This window comes from Chromobacterium sp. ASV23 (assembly GCF_016428945.1).
Taxonomy (GTDB): Bacteria; Pseudomonadota; Gammaproteobacteria; order Burkholderiales; family Chromobacteriaceae; genus Chromobacterium; species Chromobacterium sinusclupearum.
In genome coordinates this window covers 36,431-51,550 of record NZ_JAELTR010000029.1, presented here as the reverse complement: position 1 = coordinate 51,550, position 15,120 = coordinate 36,431, and the positions used below count along the sequence as shown (strand labels likewise).

Sequence of the window (15,120 nt, the reverse complement as noted above, 5' to 3'; positions counted from 1 at the left end):
GTTCTGCACCACCGGGTAGTCGCGGCGGCCGATGGCGTCGATCAGCCATTTGCCGATGCCGGGCCAGGAGAAGATGGTCTCGGTCAGCACCGCGCCGCCCATCAACGTGCCCACCTGCAGGCCGATCACCGTCAGCACCGGGATCAGCGCATTGCGCAGGGTGTGGATGAAGATGACGCGGGCCGGAGACAGGCCCTTGGCGCGCGCGGTACGCACGTAGTCTTCGCGCAGCACTTCCAGCATGGACGAACGGGTCATCCGGGCGATCACCGCCAGCGGAATGGTGCCCAGCACGATGGACGGCAGGATCAGGTGGCTCAACGCGCTCTTGAACGCGCCGGCATTGCCCTCGGGGTCGGCCGACTCGGCCAGCCAGCTGTCGATCAGCATGAAGCCGGTGCGCGGATGGATGTCGAACATCAGGTCCATGCGGCCCGATACCGGCGTCCAGCCCAGCTTGACCGAGAAGAACATGATCAGGATCAGGCCCCACCAGAAGATGGGCATGGAAAAGCCGGTCAAGGAGATGCCCATCACGCCGTGATCAAACAGCGAGCCGCGCTTGATCGCCGCCAGCACGCCGGCCAGCAGCCCCCAGACGATAGCGAACAGCAGCGCCGACAGCGCCAGCTCCAGCGTGGCGGGGAACAAGGTCTTGAACTCGGTCCAGACGCTGCTCTTGGTCACCAGCGACTCGCCCAGATTGCCATGCAGCAGGTTGACGATGTAGTCGAAATACTGGGCGTACAAGGGCTTGTCCAAGCCCAAGCGGTGCAGCGCCTCGGCGTGCATCTTGGGGTCGAGCGTGCGCTCGCCCACCATCACTTCCACCGGGTCGCCGGGAATCATGCGGATCAGGCCGAATGTCAGCAGCGTAATGCCGAAAAAGGTGGGCACCAGAAGGCCCAGCCTGCGCAAGATGAATGAAAACATGGATAACTCTCCCGGGCGCGGACGATGCCAACATCGCGCGCGCCGTCTGACTTCTAGAGACATGGCGAGCAGGAAATCGGCACGGGGAGATACTGGGAGAGAACTGGGCCGCCGCGCGAGGCGCGACGTAAAGAGGACAGGGTGCCGGGCGGCGGACGGCAACTAAACCACCCACCAGCATTAGCTGCATCCACCACTCCGGCGAAACAGACGATATCAGTCCGACCGCCGCGAGGGATTGATGCAGGTCAAACCGACGTCATGCCGGCTGCCTTGCCCTGGCCTTGCTTCTAGCTTCTACCTTGATTCCCGTGCAGATACTGCCATGCCGGACCACCGCTCTCTCTAAACGGATTGCTGATGAGGCCGGCACTTGTTGCAAGCGGCGGAGCCTGGGCCCCGCCGCCATGGTCATGCCTGTTCAGGCAAGGCTTACTTGACGCTGACGCCGTAGAAGGAGTTCAGGCCAAACGGGCTGACCTTGAAGCCCTGCACCGACTTCAGCATCGGCTGATTGACGGTGGAGTGGGCGATGGTGGTCAGCGGCACTTGCTGCTTCACGATCTCCTGCGCCTTCATGTACAGCTTGGTGCGCTCGGCGACGTTGGCGGTGCTCTTGCCCTTCTGGATCAGGTCTTCGAACGGCTTGTAGCAGAACTTGGAGAAGTTGTTGCCGTTCATGGCGTCGCAGCCGAACAGCACGCCCAGCCAGTTGTCCGGATCGCCGTTGTCGCCGGTCCAGCCGATGAGCATGGAGTCATGCTCGCCGGCCTTGGCGCGCTTCAGGTACTCGCCCCACTCGTAGGAGGTGATCTTGGCCTTGACGCCGATCTTGGCCCAGTCGGACTGGATCATTTCCGCCATCAGCTTGGCATTGGGGTTGTACGGACGCTGCACCGGCATCGCCCACAGGGTGATGTCGAAGCCGTTGGGGTAGCCCGCCTTGGCCAGCAGGGCCTTGGCCTTGGCCGCGTCGTACGGCGCGTCCTTCAGATTCTTGTTGTACGACCACTGGGTCGGCGGCATCGGGTTGGTGGCCGCCTGGCCGGCGCCCTGGTACACCGCCTGCAGGATGGCCTTCTTGTTGATGGCCATGTCCAGCGCCTCGCGCACTTCCAGCTTGTCCAGCGGCTTATGCTTGACGTTGTAGGCCAGGTAACCCAGGTTGAAGCCGGCCTGGGAGATCACTTTCATCTTCGGATCGGCCTTCATCGCGGCGATGTCGGTCGGACGCGGATAGGTGGTGATCTGGCACTCGCCGGCCTTCAGCTTCTGGTAGCGCACGGAGGCGTCGGTGGTGATCGCGAACACCAGGTTGTCCACCTTCGGACCATCAGCCTTGTCCCAGTAATCCTTGTTGGCGGCAAAGCGGATCTGCGCATCCTTCTGGTAGCGCTTGAAGATGAACGGACCGGTACCCACCGGCTGCTGGTTGATCAGCTGCGGCTTGCCGTCCTTCAGCAGCTTGTCGGCGTATTCGGCGGACTGGATCGAAGCGAAGCTCATCGCCAGGTTCTGCACAAAGGCGGCGTCGATCTTCTTCAGCGTGAACTTGACGGTGTACGGATCCACCTTCTCGACCTTGACGATGTTCTCGTCCATGCCCATGTCGGTGAAGTACGGGAACTCGGTCGGGTAAGCCTTGCGGAACGGATTGTTCTTGTTGAGCATCCGGTCGAAGGTGAATACCACGTCATCGGCGTTGAATTCGCGCGTCGGCTTGAAGTAGTCGGTGGTCTGGAACTTCACGCCCTTGCGCAGATTGAAAGTGTAAGTCAGGCCATCGGCCGACACTTCCCACTTTTCGGCCAGGCCCGGAATCACCTTGGTGCCGCCGCGCTGGAATTGCACCAGGCGGTTGAACACGGTTTCGGCCGAGGCGTCGAAATCGGTGCCGGAGGTGTATTGGCCCGGATCGAAACCGGCCGGGCTGCCCTCGGAACAGAACACCAGGGTTCCAGCGGCATGCGCCGCCAATGAAGTTCCCGCAAACGCGCCAAGCACCAAAAGCTTTTTGAAAGCTTGCATAAATGTTTCCCTTCCCTTTGTACAGACCATCAGTCGGGTCTTTTTTGCTATTGAACCTGAATCTTGGATTCGGCTGGTGGGGATACATTATGCACAGAGGGCGCTTTTGACAAGCGCCCTCTGGCTTTTTTATGGCATTGTCGGCCGTTGCAGGCCCTTCATCCAACAAGCGCTTACAGTTTGCGCAACACCACGGAGCCGACGGAATAGCCCGCCCCGAAAGAACTGATGACGCCAACATCGCCGGCCTGCAAGTCGTTGGAATGCAAGTGGAAGGCAATGACAGAGCCGGCGGAACTGGTGTTGGCGTAACGGTCCAGAATCACCGGCGCCTCCACCGTGTCGGCCTCGCGCCCCAGCACGCGCCGGGCGATCAGCTGGTTCATCGCCAGATTGGCCTGATGCAGCCAGAAGCGGCGCACCGCCGACGGCTCAATGTCCAAGGACTCCAGATGGGCGACGATATGCTCGCCAACCATCGGGCATACTTCTTTGAATACCTTGCGGCCCTGTTGCACAAACAGCTTGTCAGGCTTGCCGATGCCACTTTCGTCGCAACGGTTCAGGAAGCCGAAATTATTGCGGATATTGTTGGAAAACACCGTGGCCAGCTTGCAGCCGAGCACTTCGTAGCGCTGCGCGGAAACGGCCGCGTCGGCCCGTTCCAGCACCACGGCGGTGCAGGCGTCGCCGAAAATGAAGTGGCTGTCGCGGTCGCGGAAGTTCAGGTGGGCGGAACAGATCTCCGGATTCACCATCAGCACCGCCCGCGCCTGGCCAGTGGCCACCGCATTGACGGCGGTCTGGATGCCGAAGGTGGCCGACGAGCAGGCCACATTCATATCGAAGGCGTAGCCGGCTATGCCCAGCGCCTGCTGCACCTCAACCGCCATCGCCGGATACGGCCGCTGCATATTGGAGCAGGCGACAATCACCATGTCGATGTCGGCGGCGCTGCGGCCGGCAGCCTCCATGGCCTGGCGGGCGGCGGCCACGGCCATCTCGGCCTGCACCGACAGCTCTTCGTTGGGGCGTTCCGGCAGATACGGCGTCATTCTGGCCGGATCGAGCACGCCGCTCTTGTCCATCAAAAAGCGTTGCTTGATGCCGGATGCCTTCTCGATGAATTCGGCGCTGGATTCGGCCAACGGCTCAAGCGTGCCGGCTTCGATTTCGGCCTGATGAGCCGCGTTATGGTTGCGGACGAAGGTGTTGAACGCCTCGACCAACTCCTCATTGCTGACGGCATGAGGCGGGGTGAACAACCCCGTGCCGCTGATGACGACCTTATGCATTGTGCTTGTATCCTCGCGCTTCCCCGCAGGGTGGACATGGCGGCGGCATCGTCTGCCGCCGCGTGGCGATTCCCCACGCATGCCGACAGCGGCACAACCGTCCCGATATTGCAGCGATTTTACACAAGCGCATGGACAAACACTAAAAATCCATAGCCCCGCCCGGCTTAAACCAAGTAAAATGCTCAACTTTGACCTTCCGGTGACCGGGATCGGCCGAACAATACTTGACTAAAATAGTCGGATATTGGGTATAATGGCGACAACCACCCACCGGAACAGAACATCATGCGCCTCACCACCAAAGGACGCTTCGCCGTCACCGCCATGCTGGATCTGGCCATGCGCGAGGAGCGCGGCCCGGTCACCCTGGCCGGCATCAGCGAACGCCAAAACATCTCGCTGTCCTACCTGGAACAACTGTTCGGCAAACTGCGCCGCGCCGAGCTGGTTGACAGCGTGCGCGGCCCTGGCGGCGGCTACACCCTAGCCAAAGACATCCAGGACATCTCGGTTGCCGACATCATCGTCGCCGTCGACGAGCCGGTGGACGCCACCCAATGCGGCGGCCGCGAAAACTGTCGCGGCAGCCAGCGCTGCATGACCCATGACTTGTGGACCAACCTCAACGTCACCATTTTCGATTACTTGTCCAAGGTGAGCCTCGCCAGCCTGGTGGAGCAACAGCATTCCCAGGAAGAGCACGCCAAGGAAACCAGCGTGGTGCAGGACAAACGCGACAGCTGCGGCAGCAAGCACGCAGCCGCCGCCGGCAGCGCCCTGTAAGCGCCTGAAAATCTTGCGGAGATAATGTATGAGCCAGCTCAAGCTACCGATCTATCTGGATTACTCGGCCACCACCCCGGTGGACCCGCGCGTCGCCGAAAAGATGATTCCCTATCTGACCGGCAAGTTCGGCAACCCCGCCTCGCGCAGCCACAGCTTCGGCTGGGAAGCGGAAGAGGCCGTCGAAAACGCGCGCGCCGAAGTGGCCAAGCTGATCGGAGCCGACCCGAAGGAAATCGTCTGGACCTCCGGCGCCACCGAGTCCGACAACCTGGCGATCAAGGGCGCGGCCCAGTTCTACAAGAGCAAGGGCAAGCACATCATCACCGTCAAGACCGAGCACAAGGCGGTGCTGGACACCTGTCGCGAACTGGAGCGCCAAGGCTTCGAAGTCACTTACATGGACGTGCAGGAAAACGGCCTGCTGGACATCGAAGCGTTCAAGGCTGCCATCCGTCCGGACACCATCGTGGTATCCGTGATGTACGTGAACAATGAAATCGGCGTGATCCAGGATATTCCGCAGATCGGCGAGATCTGCCGCGAAAAAGGCATCATCTTCCACGTCGACGCCACCCAGGCCCCGGGCAAGGTCAAGATCGACCTCAACACCCTGAAAGTGGACCTGATGAGCCTGTCCGCGCACAAGGCATACGGCCCCAAGGGCATCGGCGCGCTGTACGTGCGCCGCAAGCCGCGCGTGCGGCTGGAAGCGCAGATGCACGGCGGCGGCCACGAGCGCGGCTTCCGCTCCGGCACCCTGGCCACCCACCAGATCGTCGGCATGGGCGAAGCCTTCCGCCTCGCCCGCGAGGAAATGGACAGCGAGAACGAACGCATCCGCATGCTGCGCGACCGTCTGTGGAACGGCATCCAGGACATGGAAGAGGTGTATATCAACGGCGACATCGACCAGCGCGTGCCGCACAACCTCAACGTCAGCTTCAACTTCGTCGAGGGCGAAAGCCTGATCATGGCCATCAAGGACCTGGCCGTGTCCAGCGGCTCCGCCTGCACCTCCGCCTCGCTGGAGCCGTCCTACGTGCTGCGCGCTCTGGGCCGCAACGACGAAATGGCGCACAGCTCCATCCGCTTCACCCTGGGCCGCTTCACCACCGAAGAAGAAATCGACTACGCCATCGCACTGTTGAAATCGAAGATCGGCAAGCTGCGCGAACTGTCGCCGCTGTGGGAGATGTACAAGGACGGCGTGGACCTGAACAGCGTTCAATGGGCGGCGCATTGAGCCGATAACCAGTTACCGGCCGCGGCGGCCTAGCCGCCGCGGCCTTGCAGGAGCAAGAAAATGGCATACAGCGAAAAAGTGTTGGATCACTACGAAAATCCCCGCAACGTCGGCTCGTTCGACAAGGGCGACGACAGCATCGGCACCGGCATGGTCGGCGCGCCGGCCTGTGGCGACGTAATGAAGCTGCAGATCAAGGTCGGCGCCGACGGCGTGATCGAAGACGCCAAGTTCAAGACTTACGGCTGTGGCTCCGCCATCGCCTCCTCCTCCCTGGTGACCGAGTGGGTGAAGGGCAAGTCGCTGGACGAGGCGCTGAGCATCAAGAACACCGCCATCGCCGAAGAGCTGGCGCTGCCGCCGGTCAAGATCCACTGCTCCATCCTGGCAGAAGACGCGATCAAGGCCGCAGTGGAAGACTACAAGCAGAAGCACGGCAAGTAAGCGGAGACGACCGATGGCACTGACTCTTTCCGAACGCGCCGCCGCCCACATCAGCGCCTTTATCGCCAAGCGCGGCAAAGGCCTGGGCGTGCGCCTGGGTGTGAAAACCTCCGGTTGCTCCGGCATGGCCTACAAGCTGGAATTCGTCGATGTCGAAAACAGCGACGACGTGCGTTTCGAAAGCCACGGCGTGGCGATCTTCACCGACGCCAAGAGCCTGGCCTATCTGGACGGCACCGAGCTGGACTACGCCAAGGAGGGTTTGAACGAAGGCTTCAAGTTCAACAACCCCAACGTCAAGAACGAGTGCGGCTGCGGCGAAAGCTTCAACGTCTGATTGCCGATACCGTCGCCGGGCGGAGCGTGGACGCGCAAGCCGTCATGCTCCGCCTGTGTTTTTCCGGCTCCTCCCTTCGCTCCGGACGCATAGATGAACCACGATTTCAATCAGGACTTCTTCGCCCTGTTCGGCCTGCCGCGCCGCTTCGCGCAGGATGCCGCCGCGCTTGACGCCGCCTGGCGCGCCGCCGCCGCCCAGGTTCACCCGGACCGCTATGCCAGCGCCGGCGACGCCGAGAAACGCAGCGCGCTGATGCTGGCCACCCGCGTCAACGAGGCGTATCAAACCCTCAAATCCCCGCTGAACCGCGCCCGCTACCTGTTGCAGCTGTCCGGCGTCGACACTCAGGAAGAAAACAATACCCGGATGCCGGCGGATTTCCTGATGGCGCAGATGGAATGGCGCGAGGACATAGACGACGCACGCGCCAGCGTAAATGCGCTGGAGTCGTTGTCGCACCGGCTGCGCGGCGAGGTCAAGGCCATGCAGGCCGAGCTGGAAACGGCGCTGGACGCGCGCGGCGACTTGGACGGCGCAGCCGTTCTGGTGAGAAAATTGCGCTTCATGGAAAAGCTGGACCAGGAAATCGGCGACGCCATCGAGAGCCTGCTGGACTAAGCTCCCTTCGCGACGCCGCCCTGAGCAACGACATAAAGATCACGACATGGCCTTACTGCAAATCGCCGAACCCGGCCTCTCCGCCGCTCCCCACCAACACCGCCTGGCCGTTGGCATCGACCTTGGCACCACTAATTCGCTGGTGGCCACCGTCCGCAGCGGCGCCTCCGTCGTCTTGCCGGACGAGCATGGCCGCAGCCTGCTGCCGTCGGTGGTGCGCTACGGCGACGAAGGCGTGCTGGCGGTGGGCTACGACGCCCAGCGCGAGCAGAACCGCGATCCGCACAACACCGTAGTCTCGGCCAAGCGTTTCATGGGCCGCGGCATCAGCGACATCAAGGACATCGGCAGCCTGCCTTATCGTTTCGTGGACGCGCCGGGCATGGTGCAACTGGTCACCCGCGCCGGCATCAAAAGCCCGGTGGAAGTGTCGGCCGACATCCTGCGCGCCTTGAAAGACCGCGCCGAAGCCAGCCTGGGCGGCGAACTGACCGGCGCCGTGATCACCGTGCCGGCCTACTTTGACGACGCCCAGCGCCAGGCCACCAAGGACGCCGCGCGCCTGGCCGGCCTGAACGTGCTGCGCCTGCTCAACGAGCCGACCGCCGCCGCCATCGCCTACGGCCTGGACAACGGCAGCGAAGGCACCTACGTCGTCTACGATCTGGGCGGCGGCACGCTGGACGTGTCCATCCTGAAGCTGACCCGCGGCGTATTCGAAGTGCTGGCCACCAGCGGCGACTCGGCGCTGGGCGGCGACGACTTCGACCACCGCGTATTCTGCTGGATGCTGGAATCGGCCGGCCTTTCCGGCCTGTCGGCCCACGACATGCGCCTCTTGCACACCCGCGCGCGCGAAGCCAAGGAAGCGCTGACCGACCACGCCAGCACCCGCATCACCGCCATCCTGTCGGACGGCCAGTCGCTGGACCTGGAGCTGGACCAGGCCACGCTGCATGCCATCACCAAGACGCTGGTGGACAAGACGCTGCAGCCGGTGCGCAAGGCCCTGCGCGACGCCAAGCTCGCGCCCGAGGACATCCAGGGCGTGGTGATGGTGGGCGGCGCCACCCGCATGCCGCACGTGCAAAAAGCCGTGGCGGACTACTTTGGCCGCGCCCCGCTGACCAATCTGGACCCGGACAAGGTGGTGGCGCTGGGCGCCGCCATCCAGGCCAATTTGCTGGCCGGCAACAAGCAGGACGACGAATGGCTGTTGCTGGACGTGCTGCCGCTGTCGCTGGGCATCGAAACCATGGGCGGCCTGACCGAGAAGATCATCCCGCGCAACAGCACCATCCCGGTGGCGCGCGCGCAGGACTTCACCACCTTCAAAGACGGCCAGACCGCCATGTCCATCCACGTGCTGCAGGGCGAGCGCGAGTTGGTCTCCGACTGCCGCAGCCTGGCCAAGTTCGTGCTGACCGGCATTCCGCCCATGGTGGCCGGCGCCGCGCGCATCCGCATCACCTTTCAGGTGGATGCCGACGGCCTCTTGTCCGTCACCGCCCGCGAGCAGACGTCCGGCGTGGAGGCCAGCATCGAGGTCAAGCCGTCCTACGGCCTGTCCGACGACGAAATCAGCCGCATGCTGACCGACTCCATGGCCAACGTGCAGGAAGACATCGAGGCGCGCAAGCTGCGCGAGGCCATCGTCGATGCCGAAAGCCTGCGCGACGCGACGCGCAACGCCTTGGAACAGGACGGCGATCTGCTGGATGAGTCCGAACGCGCCGCCGTGGAAGCCGCCGTCGCCGCCGTGGACGCCGCCATCGCCGCCGCCGAGACCCGCCGCGTCAACGAAGCCAGCGCCGCGCTGAACCACGCTACCGAAACCTTCGCCGCCCGCCGCATGGACCGCAACATCCGCCGCGCGCTGAAGGGCCACAAGATTACCGATTTGTAAGGACTCGCCATGCCGCGAATCATTGTTCTGCCCCATCCCGACCTGTGCCCCGAGGGCGCGGTGATCGACAACGCCGAAACCGGACAAAGCATCTGCGACGCGCTGCTCGCCCACGACATCGAAATCGAACACGCCTGTGAAATGTCCTGCGCCTGCACCACCTGCCACTGCATCGTGCGCGAAGGCGGCAACTCGCTGAACGAGGCCGACGAGCTGGAAGAAGATCTGCTGGACAAGGCCTGGGGCCTGGAAGCGCAATCGCGCCTGTCCTGCCAGGCCATCGTTGCCGACGAAGACCTGGTCATCGAGATTCCCAAGTACACGATCAACCACGCTAGAGAGCACCACTGAAGGGAGGGCAAGCTGCATGAAATGGACCGACGTTAACGACATCGCCATCGAACTGGCCGAAGCCCATCCCGAGGTGGACCCCAAGTCCGTGCGCTTCGTCGATCTGCACAACTGGGTGGTGGACCTGCCCGACTTTGACGACGACCACAGCCGCGGCGGCGAGCGCGTGCTGGAGGCGATTCAGCAGGCATGGATAGACGAGGTGGAATAAGCCACTTTCGCATCAAGGCCCCGCCAAGCGGGGCCTTTGTCATGGCAGCGCGTGTCAATCCGCCGCAGCGGGTTTATCATCGGTGAATACGCGCCGGCGCTGGGCCGGCAACCGACACGGAGCCGCCATGTTCACCCTCATCATCGGCAACAAGAACTACTCCTCTTGGTCGCTGCGTCCCTGGCTGGTGCTGAAGATGCTGGACGAGCCGTTCAAGGAACAGCAGATCGACCTGTTCCTATCCGACACCAAGGCGCGCATCCTGGCCGCCAATCCGGCCGGCAAAGTGCCGGTGCTGGTGGACGGCAAACTGCGGGTTTGGGATTCGCTGGCCATCTGCGAATATCTGGCCGAGTGCTTTCCCGCAGCGCGCTTGTGGCCGGACGACGCCAAGCTGCGCGCCGTCGCCCGCTCCATCGTGGCGGAAATCCATTCCGGCTTTGAGGCGCTGCGGCGCAGCCTGTCGATGGACATCACCCTGCGGCAGATCGATTACGAAAGCTCGCCGGCGGTGGAGGCCGACATCGCGCGCGTCGTTTCGCTATGGGAAGAACACCGCGCCAGCCATATCGCCGACGGCGATTTCCTGTTTGGCCATTTCACCATCGCCGATGCCTTCTTCGCGCCGATCTGCACCCGATTCCAAACCTATAACGTCGCGCTGCCGCCCGCTTCCCAGGCTTACGTGCGCCATATTCTCAGCCTGCCGGCCATGCAGGAGTGGTATCGGGCGGCCGAACTGGAAAATAACAGGCCCGCTTGATGAATCGTGGTCGAAAGGTGTCGCAAATCGAGTGGAACAACGCGCCATAAGTCATTAGAATGGCGCGTTTTTTATATTTTCATTACATCAAGGAAATCCGAACATGAGCACCCCGTTCATCATTGGCGTTGCTGGCGGCAGCGGCAGCGGCAAAACCACGGTTACCAACAAGGTGCTGGAAACCATTGGTTCCGAGATGGCGGCGGTAATCATCCAGGACTACTACTATCGCGACCAGAGCCACCTGACTTTCGAGCAGCGGCTGGGCACCAACTACGACCACCCGCAGGCGTTCGACTGGCCGCTGCTGATCTCGCATATCGATGATCTGCGCAACGGCCGCGCCATCGAGATGCCGGTGTACGACTTCGCCAACCACACCCGCTCCGACCAGACCGTCACCGTGCAACCGGCGCCGGTGATCGTGATCGAAGGCCTGTTCCCGCTGTACGATGCCGCGCTGCGCGAAATGATGTCGCTGAAAATCTTCGTCGATACCGATTCCGACGTCCGCTTCATCCGCCGCCTCAAGCGCGACATCGCCGAGCGCGGCCGCACCATGGAAAACGTGATCGAGCAATACCTGACCACGGTGCGCCCGATGCACAACCAGTTCATCGAGCCGACCAAGCGCTTCGCCGACGTGATCCTGCCGCACGGCGCCAATGACCCGGCGGTGGACATCATCACCACCAAGGTGGCCAGCCTGATGGTGTGACTGACGTCCGCCCGCCAAGCCGCCTCCGGGCGGCTTTTTGCTGCCTGCTTGACGCCCGCCGCCGCCGGGCACAGAATCGCCTGCGCGCCGCATGGCGCATTCTCAACAAGGACTATCATGCATACGATCAAACCGCGCAATCCGCTGGCTTGCGCGCCGATATTGAAAAAAGGCGGGGCGCATGCGGCCAGCCGCTCCGGGCAGCGCCATGCGCAAAAACAGGCGCTATGGGCCGAACTGCAGGACTGGAACGAATGGGATGACCATCCGCTCGCCGCAAGCCAGGGCGAAGCCGACGCCGAAGAGGCGTTTTTGGCGAACGCAGCCGCAAAAGCAACAGGCCATCATCGAGATGGCCTGTTGCTTTTGCGCGCTGGCACGCTAACAATTCCGTACAATGCATTTACACAAGGAGACATGCGCTGCCAGTAGAATGCGCCTTTCGCTATTGCAAATTGGATCACCGCCTCATGAAATGGATCGCCACCACGCTGCTGATGCTGCTGCTTGCCGGCTGCGGCAGCATGGGCCTGAAAAAACCGCAAGTCAGCCTCAGCAATATCGAACCGGGCAAGAGCACGCTGTTCGAGCAAAACTTCCTGGTGACGCTGCGCATCAGCAACCCCAACGCCATCCCGCTGAAAGCCAATGGCCTGACCTTCGAAGTGATGGTGGCCGGCGAGAAACTGGGTACCGGCATGAGCGACCAGCCGATCTCCATCCCGGCCAACGGCGAAGGCCAGGTGCAGCTGCAGGTGCGCACCTCGCTGGCGGGCTGGATACGCCAGCTGGCCAACTGGCAGCAGTTGCCCGGCGGCAAGCTGGACTACGATGTCCATGGCCAGTTGCAAGGTCTGAACGGCATGGCGGACCTGCCGTTCGAAAGCAAGGGGCAGTGGCAACTGCCCGCGCTGAAAAAATAGGCTTTAACGCTGCAAGGGGGCGACGCAGTCGTTGCCCTCGAAGCTGACGCTGAGCACTTCCTGCGTTTTCTTGTCGACCACAAAATTGGTGGCGCAGCGGTACTGGTAGGTGCCGCCGCCGCTGAAACCATTGCTGACCCAACGCCCCGGCGTTTCGATCACCTTGGCTTGGCCGTTGTTGTCGGTGACGGTCACCTTGGTGCCGGGCTCGTAACGAGTGTTCTCGGTCAGCGGCTGCTGCACCGTGCTTTCTTTCACATACGAATACAGCATATTGCCATTGGGCATTTGCATGGTCTTGGTGGGCGGCCCCCATACGCTCAACATTTCGTTGGCGTCGCGGCCCTGCCAGCGATATACCTTTTGCGCGTAGCCTTCCTGGGTGGGAATCATGGAGCAGCCGGCCATGCCCAGCAGCAACAGCGGTAACAACAGCTTGTTCATTGTCAGCCTTTTTCTTGTCCGATACGCATCACGCCGTCCATTTTCCCGTCTGAGCATGAAAAACGCCAGCCCAAGGGCTGGCGTAGCAAATCAAACCATCTGATTTTTACAATTTGAAGCGGCTGAACGCCTGCTGCATGCTGCGCGCCACCCCATCCAGCGCATTCAGCGTTTGCTGCGCCTCCTGCAGCGCGGCATCGGAATCGAGGATCTTGTTGTTGATCGACTCGGTGCTCTGCGCCATCGCCGTGGTGGCGTTGTGCTGCTCGCCGGTGGACAGGGCGACATCGCCTATCTTGTCCACCACTTGGCCCATCGCGCGGGTGATGTCCACCAAACGTGAACGCGCCTGTTCGGTCTGGCTGGCGCTGCTGTCCACTGACTGGATGGTGCGCTCCATATTGCCCACCGCCTTGCCGGTTTCGGACAGAATGTTCTGCACCATATTGCCGATCTCCACCGTGGCCGTGCCGGTGCGCTCCGCCAGCTTGCGCACCTCGTCGGCCACCACGGCGAAGCCGCGGCCCTGCTCGCCGGCGCGCGCGGCTTCGATCGCGGCGTTCAGGGCCAGCAGATTGGTCTGATCGGCAATGTCGCGGATCACGCTGGTGATCTTGGAAATCTCCTGCGAACGCTGCTCCAGCGCCGCCAGCAGGCCGGCCAGCTCGCCCACCGACTGGCTGGTGCGCGCCATCTCGCCGCTGATGCGCTGCAGCTCCTCGGCGCTGGCCTGGGAGTGGGCGCCGGTATCGCGCGCCAGCTCGTCGGTTTCGCGGGTGGCGTCGGCGATGTGCGAGATGCTGACGGTCACTTCTTCAATCGCCGCCGCGTTGGAGCTGGAAATATCGGCCAGCGCATGCGAATCCTCGGCCACCTTGGCCACCACCGCGCCGACGGAGATCACGCCCTGGGTCAACTGCTCGGCTTCGCTACGCAGATCGCGGAACATGCCGTTCAGGCGTTCGACAAACTGGTTGAAGGCTTCTGCCATCTGCGCCACCTCGTCCTCGCCCTCCGCGCGGATGCGGCGGGTCAGATCGCCCTCGCCTTGCGAAATCTCACGCAGCGCGTCGCGCACCTGGATCAAGCCCTTCAGCAAACGCCCCAGATACGAACCCGCCAGCAGCAGCATCACCACCAGCACCACCAGCAGTTCGATCACCATATCGACCATCATCTGCCGCAGCGGCGCGTCGCGCAGTTCGCTGTCCACCACCACGCCCAGCACCCAGTCGCTGCCTTCCACCGGGCTCAGGCGCAGCAAGCGGCGTCCGCCGTCCAGCTCCACCTCGGCCGCTTCCTTCTTGTCCAACAGGCTGGCGATGTGGTCAGCATCCATGCCCGGCATCAGGTCGGACAGCGGCTTCAAAGCCGTATCCGGCTTGGGATAAGCAATCAGTTTGCCATCCTTGCCCATCAGGAACACAAAGCCATTGCCCGGCAAGGACACGGACAAGACCGACTTCACCAGCTGGCCGATGGCGATGTCGCCGCCGACCACCTTGTTGCCGGCCGGCAAGGCCTGGGCCACGGTGATGACCAGATCGTTGATGGTGGCGCTAGCGGGCTTGTACGGCGGCGTCACGATCACGCCGCCCTTGGCCTTGGCGGTCTTGAACCAGCCGCGCGAAGCGGGATCGTATTCCGGGCTGGGCTTCTGCTTGCCGGGGATGGAATAGACCATGCCCTTGGTGTCGCCGTCGCCGACAAAAATCTGGATATAGCCACCGGCCTCGGCCAGCTGCTGCAGATAGAGGGTGGGATCGGCTTCGCCGCCGTGGCGCACGGCGCTGGCGATGATCTGCCGGCGCTGCTCCAGCCAATTGGAGACGAAGCGCTGCTGTCCGCTGATGGCCAGATCGAGCTGGGCATCGATGCTGTCGGACAGATTGCTGCGGAATTTCAGATAGGCGCTGACGGCTGTGGCGCAGGTAGCGACCAATATGGCCAGCGCCAATAGCAGGGCGATCTTGCTTCGGATGGATTTCATGGCATTGCGCTTTTCATCGACGATGGGCCGGCCCCACACCACCCGCGCAGAGCCTGCGCAGGCAGCGAGCCTCAAAACGCGGCAAATTGTAAATCACAGTTACAAATTGCGCGACCAGTCGTAA

General features: G+C 62.6%; 17 protein-coding genes. 12 read left to right on the top strand and 5 right to left on the bottom strand.

Annotated elements, in window-relative coordinates; translation table 11 throughout:
* The 3 genes from JHD59_RS13080 to JHD59_RS13070 all read right to left on the bottom strand — a co-directional run.
* A partial coding sequence (locus JHD59_RS13080; protein WP_199154562.1) for an ABC transporter permease subunit occupies positions 1 to 933 on the bottom strand: 933 nt, incomplete at its 3' end.
* Between the two features lie 432 nt (positions 934 to 1,365).
* On the bottom strand, positions 1,366 to 2,961 hold the full coding sequence (locus tag JHD59_RS13075; protein WP_199154561.1) for an ABC transporter substrate-binding protein: 1,596 nt from the start codon (positions 2,959 to 2,961) through the stop codon (positions 1,366 to 1,368).
* Between the two features lie 173 nt (positions 2,962 to 3,134).
* Positions 3,135 to 4,256, bottom strand: a complete 1,122-nt coding sequence (locus JHD59_RS13070; RefSeq protein ID WP_199154560.1) for a beta-ketoacyl-ACP synthase III — start codon at positions 4,254 to 4,256, stop codon at positions 3,135 to 3,137.
* Positions 4,257 to 4,544: 288 nt separating this feature from the next.
* Here JHD59_RS13070 and iscR point away from each other — a divergent pair, with 288 nt between their 5' ends.
* From iscR to JHD59_RS13010, 12 genes are all read left to right on the top strand, one after another.
* The gene (iscR, locus tag JHD59_RS13065; protein ID WP_103318146.1) at positions 4,545 to 5,042 is read left to right on the top strand and encodes a Fe-S cluster assembly transcriptional regulator IscR; all 498 of its coding nucleotides are present in this window, start codon (positions 4,545 to 4,547) and stop codon (positions 5,040 to 5,042) included.
* A gap of 28 nt (positions 5,043 to 5,070) precedes the next feature.
* The gene (locus JHD59_RS13060; protein ID WP_103318148.1) at positions 5,071 to 6,288 is read left to right on the top strand and encodes an IscS subfamily cysteine desulfurase; all 1,218 of its coding nucleotides are present in this window, start codon (positions 5,071 to 5,073) and stop codon (positions 6,286 to 6,288) included.
* A gap of 60 nt (positions 6,289 to 6,348) precedes the next feature.
* Entirely contained in the window at positions 6,349 to 6,732 is a 384-nt protein-coding gene (iscU, locus tag JHD59_RS13055; RefSeq protein ID WP_043628269.1) for a Fe-S cluster assembly scaffold IscU, read from the top strand.
* Positions 6,733 to 6,745: 13 nt separating this feature from the next.
* Positions 6,746 to 7,069 (top strand): iron-sulfur cluster assembly protein IscA, encoded by a 324-nt coding sequence (gene iscA, locus JHD59_RS13050; protein ID WP_043628271.1) that lies wholly within the window; start codon positions 6,746 to 6,748, stop codon positions 7,067 to 7,069.
* 93 nt (positions 7,070 to 7,162) lie between these two features.
* Positions 7,163 to 7,690 carry a Fe-S protein assembly co-chaperone HscB gene (hscB, locus tag JHD59_RS13045; protein ID WP_103318150.1) on the top strand — a complete coding sequence of 176 codons (528 nt, stop codon included), beginning with the start codon at positions 7,163 to 7,165 and terminating at the stop codon, positions 7,688 to 7,690.
* A gap of 46 nt (positions 7,691 to 7,736) precedes the next feature.
* Positions 7,737 to 9,596, top strand: a complete 1,860-nt coding sequence (hscA, locus tag JHD59_RS13040; RefSeq protein ID WP_199154559.1) for a Fe-S protein assembly chaperone HscA — start codon at positions 7,737 to 7,739, stop codon at positions 9,594 to 9,596.
* Positions 9,597 to 9,605: 9 nt separating this feature from the next.
* Positions 9,606 to 9,947, top strand: a complete 342-nt coding sequence (fdx, locus tag JHD59_RS13035; RefSeq protein ID WP_071109699.1) for an ISC system 2Fe-2S type ferredoxin — start codon at positions 9,606 to 9,608, stop codon at positions 9,945 to 9,947.
* 16 nt (positions 9,948 to 9,963) lie between these two features.
* Positions 9,964 to 10,158 (top strand): Fe-S cluster assembly protein IscX, encoded by a 195-nt coding sequence (gene iscX, locus JHD59_RS13030; RefSeq protein WP_199154558.1) that lies wholly within the window; start codon positions 9,964 to 9,966, stop codon positions 10,156 to 10,158.
* A gap of 127 nt (positions 10,159 to 10,285) precedes the next feature.
* On the top strand, positions 10,286 to 10,921 hold the full coding sequence (locus tag JHD59_RS13025; RefSeq protein ID WP_103318448.1) for a glutathione S-transferase family protein: 636 nt from the start codon (positions 10,286 to 10,288) through the stop codon (positions 10,919 to 10,921).
* A gap of 103 nt (positions 10,922 to 11,024) precedes the next feature.
* Positions 11,025 to 11,639 (top strand): uridine kinase, encoded by a 615-nt coding sequence (gene udk / locus JHD59_RS13020; protein ID WP_043628282.1) that lies wholly within the window; start codon positions 11,025 to 11,027, stop codon positions 11,637 to 11,639.
* Positions 11,640 to 11,756: 117 nt separating this feature from the next.
* Entirely contained in the window at positions 11,757 to 12,071 is a 315-nt protein-coding gene (locus JHD59_RS13015; protein ID WP_199154557.1) for a hypothetical protein, read from the top strand.
* Positions 12,072 to 12,109: 38 nt separating this feature from the next.
* Positions 12,110 to 12,562 (top strand): LEA type 2 family protein, encoded by a 453-nt coding sequence (locus tag JHD59_RS13010; protein WP_103318450.1) that lies wholly within the window; start codon positions 12,110 to 12,112, stop codon positions 12,560 to 12,562.
* Between the two features lie 3 nt (positions 12,563 to 12,565).
* Here JHD59_RS13010 and JHD59_RS13005 read toward each other — a convergent pair whose 3' ends face one another.
* Together JHD59_RS13005 and JHD59_RS13000 are read right to left on the bottom strand one after the other, a co-directional pair.
* Entirely contained in the window at positions 12,566 to 13,006 is a 441-nt protein-coding gene (locus JHD59_RS13005; RefSeq protein ID WP_103318156.1) for a hypothetical protein, read from the bottom strand.
* A gap of 106 nt (positions 13,007 to 13,112) precedes the next feature.
* Positions 13,113 to 14,996 (bottom strand): methyl-accepting chemotaxis protein, encoded by a 1,884-nt coding sequence (locus tag JHD59_RS13000; RefSeq protein WP_199154556.1) that lies wholly within the window; start codon positions 14,994 to 14,996, stop codon positions 13,113 to 13,115.
* Between the last annotated feature and the right edge of the window lie 124 nt (positions 14,997 to 15,120).

What these genes read in the sequence shown, in the direction of transcription:
- JHD59_RS13060 (WP_103318148.1), top strand. Translation starts at nt 5,071, where the DNA reads ATGAGCCAGCTCAAGCTACCGATCTATCTGGATTACTCGGCCACCACC.
- iscX (WP_199154558.1), top strand. Translation starts at nt 9,964, where the DNA reads ATGAAATGGACCGACGTTAACGACATCGCCATCGAACTGGCCGAAGCC.
- JHD59_RS13005 (WP_103318156.1), bottom strand. Translation starts at nt 13,006, where the DNA reads ATGAACAAGCTGTTGTTACCGCTGTTGCTGCTGGGCATGGCCGGCTGC.
- JHD59_RS13000 (WP_199154556.1), bottom strand. Translation starts at nt 14,996, where the DNA reads ATGAAATCCATCCGAAGCAAGATCGCCCTGCTATTGGCGCTGGCCATA.
- JHD59_RS13070 (WP_199154560.1), bottom strand. Translation starts at nt 4,256, where the DNA reads ATGCATAAGGTCGTCATCAGCGGCACGGGGTTGTTCACCCCGCCTCAT.
- JHD59_RS13075 (WP_199154561.1), bottom strand. Translation starts at nt 2,961, where the DNA reads ATGCAAGCTTTCAAAAAGCTTTTGGTGCTTGGCGCGTTTGCGGGAACT.
- JHD59_RS13025 (WP_103318448.1), top strand. Translation starts at nt 10,286, where the DNA reads ATGTTCACCCTCATCATCGGCAACAAGAACTACTCCTCTTGGTCGCTG.
- iscR (WP_103318146.1), top strand. Translation starts at nt 4,545, where the DNA reads ATGCGCCTCACCACCAAAGGACGCTTCGCCGTCACCGCCATGCTGGAT.
- iscA (WP_043628271.1), top strand. Translation starts at nt 6,746, where the DNA reads ATGGCACTGACTCTTTCCGAACGCGCCGCCGCCCACATCAGCGCCTTT.
- fdx (WP_071109699.1), top strand. Translation starts at nt 9,606, where the DNA reads ATGCCGCGAATCATTGTTCTGCCCCATCCCGACCTGTGCCCCGAGGGC.
- hscB (WP_103318150.1), top strand. Translation starts at nt 7,163, where the DNA reads ATGAACCACGATTTCAATCAGGACTTCTTCGCCCTGTTCGGCCTGCCG.
- JHD59_RS13015 (WP_199154557.1), top strand. Translation starts at nt 11,757, where the DNA reads ATGCATACGATCAAACCGCGCAATCCGCTGGCTTGCGCGCCGATATTG.
- udk (WP_043628282.1), top strand. Translation starts at nt 11,025, where the DNA reads ATGAGCACCCCGTTCATCATTGGCGTTGCTGGCGGCAGCGGCAGCGGC.
- JHD59_RS13010 (WP_103318450.1), top strand. Translation starts at nt 12,110, where the DNA reads ATGAAATGGATCGCCACCACGCTGCTGATGCTGCTGCTTGCCGGCTGC.
- iscU (WP_043628269.1), top strand. Translation starts at nt 6,349, where the DNA reads ATGGCATACAGCGAAAAAGTGTTGGATCACTACGAAAATCCCCGCAAC.
- hscA (WP_199154559.1), top strand. Translation starts at nt 7,737, where the DNA reads ATGGCCTTACTGCAAATCGCCGAACCCGGCCTCTCCGCCGCTCCCCAC.